Raw genomic sequence first — 13,102 nt, forward strand, 5'->3', positions numbered from 1 at the left:
CTCGACGGCGTTGCACGGGGCACGGTCCGGCGCAGCCGGACACGGCCGGACGAACCAGGGCCTAGTATGGCGTGTGCCCAACGAGCAGCTCCGGCGGATGGACGCCTTCACCTTCCCGTCCTACTCGATCGACTTCGCCACCGGCGAGGTGTTGTTCGACTACGCCCTGACCGGCCCGGACGGCGAGCAGCGGTTCACCGAGGCGATCACCCTGCCCCTGCCGGCCGAGCCGGCCTCCGACGAGACCGCGGCCTCCCTCACCCGGGTCCTGGAGCTGCTGCACGTGATCGCCGGGGTCAGCTACTACAAGGCCGCCGCGCCGCGCCGGCTGGTGTTGCCGGCGCCGCTGGGCCCGGCCGCCGCCGAGCTGGTCACCGCCGTCTACACCAAGGGCCTGGCCGAGTACGCGTACCGCAACCAGCTCCCGCACGTGCTGGAGCTGCGCCCGGAGTTGCCGGCCGGCGAGGTCGCCCCGCCCCGGGTGTACGACGACTCGGACCGCCGGCCGCTGTCCGCCGTCGGCGGAGGCAAGGACTCCATCGTCAGCCTGGAGGCGCTGCGCCGGGCCGGCTTCGATCCCGTGCCGTTCTCGGTCAACCCCAACCACGTGATCGTCTCGGTGAACGAGGCGTCCGGGCTCACCCCGCTGGCGGCCCGCCGGCGGATCGACCCGGTGCTGTTCGACCTCAACGCGGCCGGCGCGCTCAACGGCCACATCCCGGTCACCGCGATCAACTCGCTGATCGCGGTCGCCACCGCCGTGCTGCACGGGCTCGGGCCGGTGGTGATGTCCAACGAGCGCTCCGCGTCCGACCCGAACCTGGTCTGGAACGGTCACGAGATCAACCACCAGTGGTCCAAGGGCGTCGAGGCGGAGGGGCTGCTGCGGGCGGCGCTGAGCGAGCACGCCGGCCTCACCGAGCCGTACTTCTCGCTGCTGCGCTCGCTGTCGGAGCTGCACATCGCCCGGCTCTTCGCCGGGATCGACCGGTACGACGCGGTCGTGACCAGCTGCAACGCCGCGTTCAAGCTGCGCGACGCCAGCGAGCGCTGGTGCCGGAACTGCCCGAAGTGCCGGTTCGTCTTCCTGGCCCTGGCGCCGTTCATGCCGCGCGAGCGGGTCGTGCGGATCTTCGGCGGCGACCTGCTGGCCGACCCGGCGCAGATCCCCGGCTACCGGGAACTCCTCGGCGTCGACGGGCACAAGCCGTTCGAGTGCGTCGGTGAGGTGGAGGAGTCGGTGGTGGCGCTGAGCCTGCTCGCCGAGCAGGAGCAGTGGCGCGACGCCCCGGTGGTCCGCGCCCTGGTCGACGCGGTCCCGGAGACCGCCTGGTCGGCGGCGGCGACCTCGGACGTCTTCACCCCCGGCGGCCCGAACTTCATCCCGGCCCCCTACGCCAAGGCCCTCACCGCCCTCACCTGACCACCCCGCCGCCCCGAACCCCAGCACCCGAACCCCAGCGCCCGTTGATCATGAGGTTAGCGGTGCGATTCGACCGGTTCGTCCCCGCTAACTTCATGATCGACGGCCCGGGGCTGGGCTGGGACGGGCTGGGACGGGACGGGCTGGGCCGGGACTGGCTGGTGGGGTGGGCCGGGACTGGCTGGTGGGGTGGGTTAGTGGGTGCGGATGGCGTCGAGGGCGAGCAGGGCCACGTGGAGGGAGAGGCAGGCCTCGACCGAGTCCAGGTCGACGTCGAGGATGCGGGCGATGCGGGCCAGCCGCTCGTAGAACGCCGGCCGGGACAGGTGCGCGACGCCGGCCGCCGCCGACTTGTTGCGGCCCTGTTCGAGGTACGCCCGGAGCGTGCCGAGCAGTTGTTCCCGGGGGTGCTGGGCGTCGTGGGCGAGCAACGCGCCGAGTTCCCGCTCGACGAAGGTCTGCACCCGGGGCTCGTCCCGCAGCAGGTGCAGCAGCCCGGCGAGCCCGACGTGCGGCAGCCGGAAGATGGGCAGGTCACGGCGATCCCGCCGGGCGGCGTCGGCGATCTGCCGGGCCTCGATCAGCGAACGCCGCGCCTCCCGCAGGCTGCCCACCCCGGATCCGGCGGCGACGATCACCGCGTCCGGCAGAATGCCCGCGACCACCGGCCGGAAGCCGACCTCCGCCCGGCCCGGGGCCACCCCGGCGGGTCCGGTCTCCACGCGGCCCGGAACCAACCGACCCGAGCCCGCCTCCACCTGACCTGGGACCAACCGACCCGGGCCCGCCTCCGCGCGACCCGGAACCGGGCGGGCCGGGGCGATGTCGAGCCGGATCCGGCGCAGGGCGGTGGCAAACGCGGTCAGCGCGCGTTCCTCCGCGGTCGCGTCCGGCAGGGCGAGCAGCGCGCCCACCGCGTGGTCGTCGACGGCGCTGGTCAGCGCGGTCAGCTTCGCCTCCCGCAGCGCCTGCCCCACCGCCTCGGCGAGCTCCCGCAGGCGCGCCGGGCCGGCTTCCGGGGCGGCCTCGGCCGACCGGCCGCTCTCCCCCGGCCCGCCCGCCTCGGCGGCGGGGTCGTCGAGGCGGTGCCGGACCATCACCCCGACCAGGTGGCGGCGTTCGAGTGGGACGCCGAGCGCCCGCGCACGCAGCGCGACCTCGTCGACCGGGCGGGAGTGGTCGAGCAGGGCGGTGAGCAGGGTGCGGTGGATCTGCCGTTCCAGGCCCTCGGCGTCGCGCCGAATCAGCCGGCCCAGCGCCAGGGTGGAGGCGGCCCGCTCCACCAGGATCGTCAGCCGGGTGGGCGGGGTGCCCGCCGGACGGCCACCGAGCGTGCCGCCGGCGGTCAGGTCGCCCCCGCCGGGCCAGCGCAGCAGCAGCCGTCCCCAGTCCTGCCCCCGGGCGCCGACAGTGGTCACCAGCCAGCCACGGTCCGCGTCGTACGCGGTCCGCCCGGCCGGGCGGATCCGCCGGGAGTGCTGCTCCCAGCCGTCCAGCAGCAGCTCGGCGCTCTCCCCCGCCGGGTCGTACGCGAGGACCTGCCGGGACATGTTCTCCAGCACCACCGGGCAGCCGGCCAGCTCGGCGGCCTGCCGCACCACCTCGTCCGGCCCGGCGCCCTCGACCGACAGCTCGGTGAAGCGCTGGTGGATCTCCTCGGTGGCGCGCAGCTCGGTGAGCCGGGCGTCGACGATCAGCGCGTGCACCGCCTCGGTGATCCGGACGAACGGGGTGGTCCTGCGCAGCTCGACCAGGGGCAGGCCGCGTCGCTCGGCGGCGGCCGCCATCACCCGGGGCACCCCGTTGAGGTACCGGCGGCCCAGCTCGACCACCAGCCCGGAGACACCGACGTCGGCCAGATCGCCGATGAAGGCGCGCAGGCCGGCGTCGTCGGTGGGCAGCCCGATGCCGGTGGTGAGCACCAGCTCGCCGCCGCCGAGCAGGGTGGCGATGTCGGGCACCTCGGCGACGTGCACCCAGCGGACCGGCCGGTCCAGGCCGGCGTCCCCGGCGACCAGGCGCGGCGCGCCGTGGCGGACGGGGTCCAGCGCCAGCACCTCACGCACGGTAGGGAACACGGGCGACACGCTACCGTCCGTCACCCCGTACGACGACCACCCGCCCATCGTCAGAGCGGGTCGTCGCGGCCCAGCTCCCAGCAGGCCACCGCCGTGGCCGCGGCCACGTTGAGCGAATCGACGCCGCGGCGCATCGGGATGACCACCCGGGCGTCGCTGGCGTCCATCGCGGCCCGGGTCAGCCCGGCGCCCTCCGCGCCCAGCAGCAGCGCCGCGCGGGCGCGCGGGGCGGCGTCGAGGCGCTGGATCGGCACCGCGTCCGGGGCCGGGGTCATCGCCAGCACGGTGAAACCGGCCGCCCGCACCTCGGCGAGCGCGTCCGGCCAGGGCTCCAGTTTCGCGTACGGAACGGCGAAGACCTCGCCCATGCTGACCCGTACGCTGCGCCGGTAGAGCGGGTCGGCACAGGTCGGGGAGAGCAGCACCGCGTCCACCCCGAGCCCGGCCACGGCCCGGAAGATCGCGCCGAGGTTGGTGTGGTTGTTGACGTCCTCCAGGATCACCACCCGGCGGGCGGCGGCCAGCACCTCGGCGGCGGCCGGCAGCGGCTTGCGACGGAACGAGGCGAGCACGCCCCGGTGCACGTGGAAGCCGGTGGCCCGCTGGAGCACGTCCGGGGTGGCCGCGTAGACCGGCGCGCCGCCGGTGTCGAGGTCGGCGAGCTGGTCGACCCGCTTGGCGTCGATCAGGTACGACCGGGCGGGGTAGCCGGCGCGCAGCGCCCGCCGCAGCACCAGCTCCCCCTCGGCGATGAAGAGCCCGTGCGGGGGCTCCCAGCGGGTACGCAGCTCGACGTCGGTCAGCGCACGGTAGTCGGCGATCCGGTCGTCGTCAGGGTCGGTGATCTGGTGGACGGGCACCCGACGATTCTGCCGGGTGCCCGTGGCGTGGCGGCCGGGGCGGGTCGGCGGGGCGACCCGGGCCACGCTCACCCCGCCTGGCGGGTGTAGCGCAGCAGCACGGTTCGGCCGTCGAAGACGCGCGTCCCGGCCAGCCGCAGGTCCAGGCGCTCCGCGCCGCCGGGGAAGACCGGCCGGCCGCCGCCGAGCACGACCGGGTGCACGAACACCTGGTACTCGTCGATCAGGCCGAGCGCGGTCAGCGCCGCGGCGGCGCCGGCGCCGCCGGTGAGCAGCAGATCCCCGCCGGGCTGCTCCTTGAGCGCGGTGACCTCCTTGGCGAGGTCCCCGCCGCCGACCACCCGGGCGTCCCACTCGGCCTCGGTCAGCGTCCGGGAGACGACCACCTTCGGGGTCCGCCGCCAGATCGGCGCGAAGGCCAGGTCGTGCGGGTCGGTCGACATCGACTCGGCGCGCGGCCAGTACGAGGACATCATCTCCCAGACCTTGCGTCCGTAGGCGAAGGCGCCGGCCCGGTCGGTCAGCTCCAGGGAGTACGCGGACAGTTCCGGCCCCATCGACGGCCAGTCGAACTCCCCGTTCGGGCCCTCGATGAAGCCGTCGACGGACTGGTGGACCCAGTAGACGATCTTGCGCATGGTGACCTCTCCGCACGGTGTGGCGCCTCCGGTGGGCGCTCTCACCGGTGGGTCGGAGCGGAACGACGGTTCCCGACAACCTCGCCCGAGACTTTTCTTGCCCGCGCCGGTTAGCGTGCCGGGGTATGGGCCGTTCCGTGATCATCGCGCTGGTGGGGGTCGACGGCTCCGGCAAGTCGACGCAGGCCCGGGCGCTGGCCCGGCGGCTGTCCGAACGCGGCGTCCCGGCCACATACTTCGAGAACGCCGGCGGCCGCCCGCTGTGGAACGCGCTCGCGCACCGGCTGGGCCGACGCGACGGCGTGCACCTGTTCGGCCGGCGCCTCTACCCGGCGCTGGAGGCCACGGTGCGCTGGCTGGCCCTCGCCCGGGCGGTGGTCGGCGCCCGGCTGTCCGGGCGGGTCGGGGTGATGGACCGCTGGACCTGGTGCCAGTACGTGATCATGCGGGCCCGCGGCGACCGGGGTGTGCGTCTGGTCCGGACGGCGTACGCGCTGTTCCCCCGGCCCGACCTGGTCTGCTTCCTGGCGGTGCCGCCGGCGCTGGCGCAGCGGCGGGTGCGCGAGCGGGGTATCGACACCGAGGAATTGGGCCACCTGACCGCGCTGGACGCCGCCTACCGGGCGCTGCCCGAGTTCGCCGGATTCGTGGTGCTCGACGGCGAGGCCGACCGGAAATCGGTCGCGGCGGACCTTGACCGGGCATGTTCCGCGGCGGCCCGCATCCCGACTCCGTGAATCTTGGACAGTTACCGTCCCGAGGGAACGGTAACTGTCCAAGATCTCAGGTCGACGGGTCAGCCGCGGCGGTTCTGGAGCCAGCGGAGGACGTCGGGCGGGAGGCCCTGGTCCTGCTGCTGCGAGGGCCCGGTCGGCCGCGGGGAGGGCCGGGGCGGCTCGGGGCGCTGCGGGTTGCCGGCCAGTTCGCGGCTCGGCGCGGCGAAGTCGCGTACCGGCTCGCCGTCGACCGCGGTGCGGATGGTCCGGGCGACCGCCGCGATCACCTGCGACTGCACGGGGGCACCGACCAGGTCGCTCGGGTCGTCCGGGTTGGCGGCGATCCCGGCGGCCGCCACCTGCGGGGTGAACCCGACGAAGGTCTCGGTGGCGTTCTTCTCCGAGCTGCCGGTCTTGCCGGCGACCGGGCGGCCCACGATCCGGTCCACCCCGCTGGCCGTACCGCCGTTGCACTGGCCGTACGCGGACTGCTGGCCGACCGGGCAGCGCGCCGCGTCGGTGGCGGCCCGGGCCACGTCGGGCTCCAGCACCTGCTTGCAGGACGGCTGGCCGACCGGCACCGTCGTGCCGTCCGGCGCGGTCACCGACTGCACCGGCGTCGGGGTGCAGTACATCCCCTCGGCGGCCACGGTGGCGTACGCGTTGGCCAGGTCCAGCGGGGTGGTGGCGGCCACGCCGAGGGTGAACGCGCCCCAGTTGGCGGCGTCGTTCGCGGCGAAGGCGGCGTCTGCCTCGGCGCGGAAGGTGATGCCCAGGCGCTGCGCCATCTCCACCACCTTGTCCTCGCCGACCTGCTCGGCCAGCCAGACGAAGTAGGTGTTGACCGAGCGGCCGAAGCCGTCCCACATCATCCGGTAGCCGTCCATCCGCTCGGGGTTGGCGTTGACCGGGCACCACCTGCCGTCACAGCTGCCCTCGCCATCCGCGGCGTACCGGGTGGGCAGGCGGCTGGGGGCGTCGAAGCCGGTGGAGAGGGGCTTGCCGGCCTCCAGCGCGGCGAGCATGGTGAACAGCTTGAACGTCGAGCCGGCCTGGTAGCCCTCGACGCTGCCGCCGCCGGAGATCAGCGGGTTGACGGTCTGCTTGTCCGCCACGCCGTACTGGCGGTTGACCGCCATCGCCAGCACCCGGCCGGTGCCCGGCTCGATCGCCGCGATCGGCAGCGCGCGCTTGTTGTCGTCGGCGTAGACCTTGCGGGCCTGGCTGACGGCGGTGGCCTGCACGTCGGGGTCGAGCGAGGTGACCACCCGGTAGCCGCCCCGGCGCAGCGCCTGCTCCCGCTCCTCCGCGGTGGCGCCGAAGGCGGGCTGCTCCAGCCACCAGCGGCGGAGGTAGTCGCAGAAGAAACCGGCGTCGTCGGTCTGGGTGGCCACGCAACCGTTGGGCTGGGCGGTGGGGTGCAGCGTCACCTTCTCGGCCCGCGCCCGCGCGGCCTCGGTCTCGGTGATCGCGCCGGTGGCGACCATCGCGTCGAGCACGTACCCACGCCGGTCCAGCGCCGCGTTCCTGTCACCGTCGATCGGGCTGTACGCGTCCGGGGACTGGACCAGGCCGGCGAGCAGGGCGGCCTCGCCGAGGGTCAGGTCGGCCGGCGCCTTGCCGAAGTAGCGCTGGCTGGCCGCCGCGATGCCGTACGCCCCGGAGCCGAAGTACGCGATGTTCAGGTAGCGGTTGAGGATCTCGTCCTTGCTGAGGGAGTCCTCCAGCGCGGTGGCGTACCGGATCTCCTGGATCTTGCGCCCGACGGTCTGCTCGGTGGCCGCCTGCCGCTCGGCGGCGGTGCGGCTGGGGTCGGTCTTGAGTACGTTGCGGACGTACTGCATGGTCAGCGTCGAGCCGCCCTGCGCCGAACCGCCGGTCACGTTGGCGACCAGGGCGCGGGCCAGGCCCCGCAGGTCGGCGCCGCCGTGCGAGTAGAAGCGCCGGTCCTCCGCCGCGACGATCGCCTGCCGCATCACCGGGGCGATCTCGGCCAGCGGCACGTCGGTGCGGTTGACGTCGTAGAACGTGGTGAGCAGCGTATTGCCGTCGTTGGCGTAGAGGTAGGAACGCTGCGGGGTGACCGGCGTGCGCAGCGCCGCCGGCAGCTCGTCGTACGCCCCGAGGGCAGCCTTGGTGGCGACCCCGGCGAGCAGGTTGCCCGGCAGCGCGGCAACCGCGAGGACAAGACCGGCCAACAGGCCGGCGAGCAGCACGGTGAAGAGCCGCGACAGCGGCGACCGGGGTCGGGGCATGCTGTCCAGGATTGCCACGGATCCGGGCGGCGGCCCACCCCGGCACGCGATTGTCAGCTAACTCACGGTGACCTGCCAGTCATCTCTCCGTCCCACACCCCTCCCGTCCCCTCCCCTCCCCCTCGTCCCCCTCCTCGCCTTTTCCGCCCCCGCACCACCCCCCGGGCTTGATCAAGAGGTTTGCGTCATTCGGGGCCGCGCCCCGACGCGAACTTCTGATCAGCGGCTGGGTGCGGGGCCGTCAGGCGGCGGAGAGGGGGCCCTGGGGGCCGCCGGTCGGGGTGGCGACGCTGGCGGTGGCGGCATCGCGGGCGATCGCCGCGGGGACCAGCCGGCCGGACCGGTAGCCGATGCCGATCCCCGAGATCAGTACGAAGATGGCGCCGAAGGTCTGCAGCGAGCCGACCAGGGCACCACCGAGGCCGAGCAGCGGCGCGGCGATCATGAGCATCACCCCGTCGCCCATGGCGAACAACCCGGAGCGGGCCACCGACCACCCGGTGAACAGCCAGCCGAGGCTGTAGAAGGTCGCGCCGACCAGGACCAGCATCCGGGCGGTGGTGCCGAAGACCGCGGTCTGTTCGGCCAGCCCGGCGAAGGGCAGCATCAGCACGGTGCCGGCGATGCTGATCAGCAGCCCGGCGACGGCCACCCGGCGGCTACGGGTGGCGGCGAGCAGCCCGGTCAACGCCAGCAGGGCGAGCAGGCCCAGCCAGACCGCGGCCACCCAGCCCACCAGGTAGAGCGGCCGGCCGTCGGCCGGGTAGGGGTCGTTGCCCACCCCGCCGTCGCTGGCCATCGCCACCACGCCGTAGAGGACCGCGTACACGGGGAACAACCAGACCGACGCGCGGGCGAAGCGCCGCAGCGACCAGGCCCAGCTCGCGTTGGTCGCCGGCGCCGCGGGCCCCGGGTCGCCGACGAAGGGCAGGACGCCGAACCCCCCGCCGCTACGTCGGGTGCCCAGCGGACCGGGGGGGTCGTGCGCGCCCGGGACAGGGGTGCTGGAGAAGAGCCGCTTCGCCGGGTCCATGGTCACCTCGCTCGCTCTGACGGGCGGCGCGGGACGCATCCGGCGCCCCGGCTCCTGGCCACCACCCGTCCGTCAGACCGATCGTGGCAGGCGCCGGGACGCCGCATGAGTGTTTCTCGCATTTGCCGTCCGGCTCCCGACGGCCGCCGGATCAGCCGCGTGCGCGCTGGTCCGACGGGTCGTTGACCAGACTCTCCGGGGAGACCGGCTCCGGGGCGGGCAGCCCCTGCGGGCCCTGGCCGCCGGTAACCTGCGCCTCGGCGACGCGTACCTCGTCGTGGATCTGCTGGGCCGCCGCGGCCGCGGCCTGTGCCGCCTCCGCGGCCTCGCGCTCCACCTCGCTGGCGTGGTCGGCCGCCTCCGGCGCCGGCTCGTCGCCGACCATCCGGCTCAGCCCGCCGAGGGCGCCGCCCATCCCCTCCAGCGCCTTGGTCAGCTCGGCCGGGACGATCCAGACCTTGTTCGCGCTGCCGTTGGCGATCTGCGGCAGCGCCTGGAGGTATTGGTAGGCGAGCACCTTCTGGCTCGGGTTGGCCTGGTGGATCGCGTCGAAGACGGTCCGGATCGCCTTGGCCTGACCCTCGGCCTGGAGGATCCGGGCCTGCCGGTCACCGTCGGCACGCAGCACCGCGGCCTGCTTCTCACCCTCGGCGGTGAGGATCTGCGACTGCTTGTGCCCCTCCGCGTTGAGGATCGCCGCCCGGCGGTCCCGCTCGGCGCGCATCTGCTTCTCCATCGAGTCACGGATGCTCGGCGGCGGCTCGATCGCCTTGATCTCGACCCGGGTCACCTTGATGCCCCACCGGCCGGTGGTCTCGTCCAGCACCCCCGACAGGTGCCGGTTGATCTCCTCGCGGCTGGTCAGCGCCCGCTCCAGGTCGAGCGAACCGATCACGTTACGCAGCGTGGTGACGGTGAGCTGCTCGATGGCCTGGAGGAAGTTCGAGATCTCGTAGGTGGCCCGGACCGAGTCGACGACCTTGAAGTAGAGGACCGTGTCGATCGACACGACCAGGTTGTCCGAGGTGATCACCGGCTGCGGCGGGAAGCTGACCACCTGCTCACGCATGTCGACCTTGGTGCGCACCGCGTCGACGAACGGGACCAGCAGGTTCAGGCCCGGATTCAAGGTGCGCTTGTACTTTCCGAGCCGCTCCACCACGTCCTGACGCTGCTGCGGCACGATGCGTACCGCCTTGGCCAGCGTCACCACGACGATCAGCGCCACGGCCACCAACAGGACCGCTGCAAACTCCATACCGCTCACCTTTTCGCTTCCGGCAACTCGCCGGGGGAGGAAATGTCGTCCTGCCACACCAGGGCGGTGGCGCCCCGGACCTTGATCACCTGCACCCGCTCACCGGGTTCGAACGACTGCGTCGCGTCGTACGCCCGCGCGCTCCACAACTCACCGTCGATCTTGACCAGGCCGCGTCCGTCGTCGACCCGCTCCAGCACCAGCGCGGTGGCGCCCTCCAGCGCCTCCACCCCGAACGCCTGGTCGCCGGTCTCCAGCGCGCTGCGTCCGTGCTGCCTGATGACCGGCCGGACGACCGCAACCGAGAGCACCGACACCACGGCGAACACCAGCGCCTGCACCGCGACCGGGGCGCCCAACGCGGCAGCCCCGGCGGCGGCGAACGCGCCGGCCGCGAACATGATCAGGAAAAGGGTCGTCGTGAAGATCTCGGCGACGCCCAACAGCACACCCAACACGATCCACACCACGGCGTCCACCACCCGATGGTGACACGCGTACGCACCCCCCGACGAACCCCATGATCAGTAAGCTCGGCGGCGACCCACCGCGACCCACCGAGGAGGACCCCGTGACCCTGCTGCCCGAGACCGTCCGCCAGGTCGACGCGCTGGTCGCGCAGGCACAGTCGACCGGCCACGCGCCGTCGCTGACGCTGGGCGTGGTCCGCGACGGGACGCTCGCCCACCTCGCCGCCGCCGGCGACCACCCACGCCCCGACGCCGACCTGCAGTACCGGCTCGGCTCGATCAGCAAGACCATGACGGCGACGCTGGTCATGCAGGAGCGCGACGCCGGCCGGCTCGCCCTGGACGACCCGCTGGAGCGGCATCTGCCCGGCACGCCGGTCGGCGCGCTCACCCTGCGCCAACTGCTCGGGCACGCCGGCGGGCTGCAACGGGAACCGGACGGGCAGTGGTGGGAGCGGACCGAGGGCGCCGACCTGGCCGCGCTGGTCGCCGGGCTGACCCCCGACAAGATCGCGTACCCGCCGCACCGGGCGTACCACTACTCCAACCTCGCCTACGGACTGCTCGGCGGGGTGCTGGAACGGGTCACCGGCACCCCCTGGGCGGAGCTGATGCGGAAGCGGATCCTGACGCCGCTCGGCATGGACCGCACCACCTATCACGCCACCGAGCCGTACGCCCGGGGCTACGTGGTGCACCCCTGGCACGACACGCTGCGGGAGGAGCCGCGTACCGACACCGGGGCGATGGCACCGGCCGGGCAGCTCTGGTCCACCGTGACGGACCTGGGCCGCTGGGCGGCGTTCCTCGCCGACCCCGCGCCGGCCGTGCTCGCACCGGAGACGCTGACCGAGATGTGCGCGCCCGTGGTGATCAGCGACCTTGACTCATGGACCGGCGGGCACGGCCTCGGGGTCGAGCTCGACCGGGTCGGCGACCGGGTCTACGTGGGTCACGGCGGCTCGATGCCCGGGTACGTCGCCGCGCTGGCCGTGCACCGGCCGAGCCGTACCGCGGTGGTCGGCTACGCCAACTCGTACGGCCTGCGTTCCGGTCACCTCGGCGGGCTCGCCCGGCAGTTGCTCACCCTCGTGCTCGACACCGAGCCGGAGCCGGTGACGCCGTGGCGGCCGGCCGCCACGCCGCCCGCCGAGGAACTGGCCGAGCTGACCGGCCGCTGGTGGTGGATGGGCACCGAATTCGAGTTCCGCGCCGACGAGGCGGGCGACCTGTGGGCCGGCCGGGTCGGCGAGCCGGTGCTCCGGTTCACCCCCGAGGGCCGGGACCGCTGGCGGGGCCGCAGCGGCGCCCAGGACGGCGAGATCCTCACCGTCGTCCGCGACGAGGCCGGCCGGGCGGTCGCCCTCGACCTCGCCACGTTCGTCTTCACCCGCACCCCCGACCAGGAGCCCTGACCCACCCGCCGCTGGACTGGGGCGCACACGTCTGACGTCCTTTGGAGCTGAGGAGCCCGACCGCGACCGTCCGGGTGAAGCGGCCGGGACGACGGACTCAGTTGGGCTCGGTGACGAAGTCGATCAGGCGTTCCATCGCGTTGATCAGCGGCGTTTCCACGTCGGCGAAGCTGTCGACGCGGGACAGGATGTGCCGCCACATGTCCGCCGGCTCGGCCACCCCGAGCGCCGCGCAGACGCCCTCCTTCCACGGCCGGCCCGGCGGCACCACCGGCCACGCCGCGATGCCCAGCGCCGACGGCTTCACCGCCTGCCAGACGTCGACATACGGGTGGCCGGTGACCAGCACGTGCGGCGAGGTCACCGTCGCCACGATCCGGCTCTCCTTGGAGGCGGGAACCAGGTGGTCGACCAGCACCCCGAGCCGCCGGGTCGGTCCCGGGGCGAAGGCACGCACCTCGGCGTCCAGCGCGTCGATGCCGTCCAGGGGCTCGACCACCACACCCTCGATCCGCAGGTCATCACCCCAGATCCGCTCCACCAGGGCGGCGTCGTGCACGCCCTCCACCCAGATCCGGCTGGCCTTGGCCACCTGCGCACGGACGTTGTCGACCGCGACCGAACCGGAGGCGGTCCGCCGGCGGGCCGCCGGCACCGGGGCGCGGGTCGGGCGGCGCAGCGTCACCGGTCGGCCGTCGAGCAGGAACGCTGCGGGCAGCAGCGGGAAGTTGCGCCGCCGGCCGTGCCGGTCCTCCAGCACCACCGCGCCGGACTCGAAACCGACCACCGCGCCGCAGAAGCCGGAGTCGGCGTCCTCGACCACCAGGTCCGGCTCGGCGTCGACCTCCGGGGTCACCTTCCGCCGACGCCAGTCCCCCGCCAGCACGTCCTCGCCGTATCGCCGCGCCATGTCGATCACGCTAACCGCCGGTCCGCCGCCCCGCCCGCCGACGCGC

General features: G+C 73.8%; 11 protein-coding genes. 3 read left to right on the forward strand and 8 right to left on the reverse strand.

What is annotated here, in order from left to right:
• Window positions 1-73 precede the first annotated feature (73 nt).
• Window positions 74-1,423, forward strand: coding sequence for a hypothetical protein (locus tag ABZ807_RS22890; protein WP_357161425.1), 1,350 nt, complete (start codon window positions 74-76; stop codon window positions 1,421-1,423).
• 194 nt (window positions 1,424-1,617) lie between these two features.
• Here the strand turns inward: ABZ807_RS22890 and ABZ807_RS22895 are convergent, their stop codons facing one another.
• From ABZ807_RS22895 to ABZ807_RS22905, 3 genes are read right to left on the reverse strand one after another with little or no spacing between them, the layout of a single operon-like run.
• On the reverse strand, window positions 1,618-3,549 hold the full coding sequence (locus tag ABZ807_RS22895; RefSeq protein ID WP_357161428.1) for a PucR family transcriptional regulator: 1,932 nt from the start codon (window positions 3,547-3,549) through the stop codon (window positions 1,618-1,620).
• A gap of 2 nt (window positions 3,550-3,551) precedes the next feature.
• The gene (locus ABZ807_RS22900; RefSeq protein WP_357161431.1) at window positions 3,552-4,433 is read right to left on the reverse strand and encodes an RNA methyltransferase; all 882 of its coding nucleotides are present in this window, start codon (window positions 4,431-4,433) and stop codon (window positions 3,552-3,554) included.
• The gene (locus tag ABZ807_RS22905) at window positions 4,430-4,999 is read right to left on the reverse strand and encodes a dihydrofolate reductase family protein (protein WP_357161434.1); all 570 of its coding nucleotides are present in this window, start codon (window positions 4,997-4,999) and stop codon (window positions 4,430-4,432) included. The genes ABZ807_RS22900 and ABZ807_RS22905 overlap by 4 nt, the downstream gene beginning before the upstream one ends.
• 125 nt (window positions 5,000-5,124) lie before the next feature.
• Here ABZ807_RS22905 and ABZ807_RS22910 point away from each other — a divergent pair, with 125 nt between their 5' ends.
• Window positions 5,125-5,736 carry a thymidylate kinase gene (locus ABZ807_RS22910; protein ID WP_357161437.1) on the forward strand — a complete coding sequence of 204 codons (612 nt, stop codon included), beginning with the start codon at window positions 5,125-5,127 and terminating at the stop codon, window positions 5,734-5,736.
• Window positions 5,737-5,795: 59 nt separating this feature from the next.
• On the opposite strand, the gene ABZ807_RS22915 is transcribed toward ABZ807_RS22910, so the two are convergent.
• The 4 genes from ABZ807_RS22915 to ABZ807_RS22930 all read right to left on the reverse strand — a co-directional run bounded on the left by ABZ807_RS22915 (window position 5,796) and on the right by ABZ807_RS22930 (window position 10,740).
• A complete protein-coding gene (locus ABZ807_RS22915; RefSeq protein WP_357161439.1) occupies window positions 5,796-7,970 on the reverse strand; it encodes a transglycosylase domain-containing protein in 2,175 nt (724 codons plus the stop codon).
• 241 nt (window positions 7,971-8,211) lie between these two features.
• Window positions 8,212-9,003, reverse strand: coding sequence for a hypothetical protein (locus ABZ807_RS22920; RefSeq protein WP_357161442.1), 792 nt, complete (start codon window positions 9,001-9,003; stop codon window positions 8,212-8,214).
• 151 nt (window positions 9,004-9,154) lie between these two features.
• A complete protein-coding gene (locus ABZ807_RS22925) occupies window positions 9,155-10,261 on the reverse strand; it encodes an SPFH domain-containing protein (protein ID WP_357161445.1) in 1,107 nt (368 codons plus the stop codon).
• Window positions 10,262-10,266: 5 nt separating this feature from the next.
• Window positions 10,267-10,740: an NfeD family protein gene (locus ABZ807_RS22930; RefSeq protein ID WP_357161448.1), complete on the reverse strand. Its 474-nt coding sequence runs from the start codon at window positions 10,738-10,740 to the stop codon at window positions 10,267-10,269.
• 92 nt (window positions 10,741-10,832) lie between these two features.
• On the opposite strand from ABZ807_RS22930, the gene ABZ807_RS22935 reads away from it, so the two are divergent.
• Window positions 10,833-12,146: a serine hydrolase domain-containing protein gene (locus tag ABZ807_RS22935; protein ID WP_357161451.1), complete on the forward strand. Its 1,314-nt coding sequence runs from the start codon at window positions 10,833-10,835 to the stop codon at window positions 12,144-12,146.
• A 97-nt stretch (window positions 12,147-12,243) separates the two neighbouring features.
• Here ABZ807_RS22935 and ABZ807_RS22940 read toward each other — a convergent pair whose 3' ends face one another.
• Window positions 12,244-13,056 (reverse strand): DUF3097 domain-containing protein, encoded by an 813-nt coding sequence (locus ABZ807_RS22940; RefSeq protein ID WP_357161454.1) that lies wholly within the window; start codon window positions 13,054-13,056, stop codon window positions 12,244-12,246.
• Window positions 13,057-13,102: the final 46 nt, after the last annotated feature.

The sequence above is a fragment of the Micromonospora sp. NPDC047548 genome, from assembly GCF_040642975.1.
In the GTDB taxonomy this organism is placed as follows: Bacteria; Actinomycetota; Actinomycetes; order Mycobacteriales; family Micromonosporaceae; genus Micromonospora.

Excerpts from the sequence above, each read along its gene's own strand:
- ABZ807_RS22895 (WP_357161428.1), bottom strand. The coding sequence starts at position 3,549 with ATGGGCGGGTGGTCGTCGTACGGGGTGACGGACGGTAGCGTGTCGCCC.
- ABZ807_RS22905 (WP_357161434.1), bottom strand. The coding sequence starts at position 4,999 with ATGCGCAAGATCGTCTACTGGGTCCACCAGTCCGTCGACGGCTTCATC.
- ABZ807_RS22910 (WP_357161437.1), top strand. The coding sequence starts at position 5,125 with ATGGGCCGTTCCGTGATCATCGCGCTGGTGGGGGTCGACGGCTCCGGC.
- ABZ807_RS22915 (WP_357161439.1), bottom strand. The coding sequence starts at position 7,970 with ATGCCCCGACCCCGGTCGCCGCTGTCGCGGCTCTTCACCGTGCTGCTC.
- ABZ807_RS22920 (WP_357161442.1), bottom strand. The coding sequence starts at position 9,003 with ATGGACCCGGCGAAGCGGCTCTTCTCCAGCACCCCTGTCCCGGGCGCG.
- ABZ807_RS22925 (WP_357161445.1), bottom strand. The coding sequence starts at position 10,261 with ATGGAGTTTGCAGCGGTCCTGTTGGTGGCCGTGGCGCTGATCGTCGTG.
- ABZ807_RS22940 (WP_357161454.1), bottom strand. The coding sequence starts at position 13,056 with ATGGCGCGGCGATACGGCGAGGACGTGCTGGCGGGGGACTGGCGTCGG.